Genomic DNA, 2,313 nt, shown 5'->3' with positions numbered 1-2,313 from the left:
GTACGACATCGAAATTCCGGCTACTCCAGAGGCGCTGCGCGACGCCGTGCTTGGCGACCAGATCATGTCGGACGCCCACGTTCATGACCGGGTGACCTCCGACCAGCATGTGGCCCGTGAAACCCGGCTTGACGAGATCGAAGCCCAGTGGGGGCCATCGCCCGGTCGCCAACAGGTGCGCGGGCAGGCGATCGAGATTTACGGCGCGCGGTTCGGCAACGTCTTTGTCGGCCTGCAGCCCGCCTTCGGCTATGAGGGCGATCCGATGCGCCTCCTCTTCGAGAAGGGGTTTGCGCCGACGCACGCTTTTGCCGCCTATTATCGCTGGCTGAGAGAGACATTCGAGGCCGATGCGATTGTGCATTTCGGCACGCATGGCGCGCTCGAATTCATGCCGGGCAAGCAGGTCGGCCTCAGCGCGGAATGCTGGCCTGATTATCTTATTGGCGATCTGCCGAACATCTATTTCTATGCGGCCAACAATCCGTCAGAGGCGGCCATCGCCAAGCGCCGGTCTGCCGCGACCACGATCAGCTATCTGACCCCGCCTGTGGTCAAAGCCTCGATCTATAATGAGCTGCGCGAGCTGCAGCAGGACATTGCCCGCTGGTCGGCCACAGATCCGGACCATGCAGACCTACGCGCGCGCCTGTTCACCGATATCACAACGCAGGCTGGCGAGCTTGATTTCACGCTTGCGCCCAGCAATGACCCTTCGACCATCATCGAGGCCCTGCGCGCCGCGCTTCATGAAGTCGAAGCCTCGCTGATCCCGCATGGCCTGCACGTCGCGGGCGAGGCGCCGACGGCCGAGGAACGCGTCGAGCTTTTGTCTGCGATGGCTGAGGCGAGTGATGACGAAGCGCTTGGCGAGGATGTGATCGCAAGCCTGGTGCAGGGTGGCCCTATGGCCGCGCTCAAGCTGGCGCCGAAGCGCCGCGAGCTGATCGAACGGCTGAGCGACATCAACCAGAAACTATGTGACAATCAGGAACTGCCAGCGCTGATCCATGCGCTCGATGGGCGCTTTACCCGGCCGGTGGTTGGCGGCGATCTTATCCGCAATGCCGACATTCTGCCGACAGGGCGCAATATTCATGGGCTTGACCCCTGCCGCCTGCCGACCGGTTTTGCCGTGCGCGATGGCGCGCGCCAGGCGCAGATCCTGCTCGACCGGGCGATCGCCGACGGCAAGAAACTGCCCGAGACCGTCGCCATGGTGCTCTGGGGTTGTGACAATCTCAAAAGCGAAGGCGTGCAGCTGGCTCAGGCGCTGGCGCTGATCGGGGCGACACCGAAGCTTGATTTCTATGGCCGGCTTTGCGGCGCGGAGCTGATCCCGCTGGAAGAGCTGGGCCGCCCGCGCATTGATGTTGTGGTCACCCTGTCGGGTATTTTCCGCGACCTCCTGCCGCTGCAATCGCGCCTCATCGCGCAGGCCGCCCATGCTGCGGCGATGGCAGACGAGCCGCTGGAGCAGAACTTCGTGCGGGCCCATACGCTTGCCTACCAGAAGACGCATGGCTGCGATCTTGAGACAGCGGCGCTGCGGGTCTTTTCGAACGCACAGGGCGCCTATGGCTCGAACGTCAACCAGCTGATCGATGCCGGCTGCTGGGAAGACGAGAGCGAACTGGCCAATACTTATTCGCAGCGCAAGTGCTTTGCCTATGGCAGCAAGGATGCGCCAACCGCGCAGCCGGAGCTTCTCAACAGCATTCTGGGCGACGTTGATTTCACCTATCAGAACCTTGAATCGGTCGAGCTCGGCATCACCACGATCGACCATTATTTCGATACGCTGGGCGGGATTGCCCAGGCAGTCAAAAGCGTCACGGGCGAAGCGCCGCAAGTCTATATTGGTGACCAGACGAATGGCGCCGAATGTGTCCGCACACTGAGCGAACAGGTTGCGCTCGAAACCCGCACGCGCGCGCTCAATCCGAAATGGTATGAGGGCATGCTGCGCCACGGCTATGAGGGCGTTCGCCAGATCGAGGCGCATGTCACAAATACGCTCGGCTGGTCGGCCACGACAGGCCAGGTCGACGCCTGGGTCTATCAGAAAATCGGCGAAACCTTCGTCCTCGACGAAGAGATGCGCCGCAAGCTTTCAGACCTCAATCCGAAATCCAGTGCCCGGCTTGCTGGCCGCCTGCTCGAAGCAAGCGACCGCGCCTATTGGAGCCCGGACGAAGACACACTCGAAGCCCTCCGCCGTGCTGGCGACGAACTCGAAGACCGGGTCGAGGGCCTGAATTTCCAAGAAGGAGCCGCAGCATGACTCTACTGGACCTAGACCGTCCCGGAGCA

The 2,313-nt window shown here is 62.2% G+C and carries 1 protein-coding gene; it reads left to right on the top strand.

Annotated features, from left to right (window positions below):
- Positions 1–2,284: magnesium chelatase subunit H (locus WA989_RS13970; RefSeq protein WP_424341099.1), on the top strand; the 2,284-nt coding region annotated here is incomplete at its 5' end.
- Positions 2,285–2,313: the final 29 nt, after the last annotated feature.

The sequence above is a fragment of the Henriciella sp. genome (assembly GCF_049649345.1).
Lineage (GTDB): Bacteria > Pseudomonadota > Alphaproteobacteria > Caulobacterales > Hyphomonadaceae > Henriciella.
The sequence above is the reverse complement of the archived record's forward strand: the minus strand, read 5'-3'. Positions and strand labels throughout refer to the sequence as shown.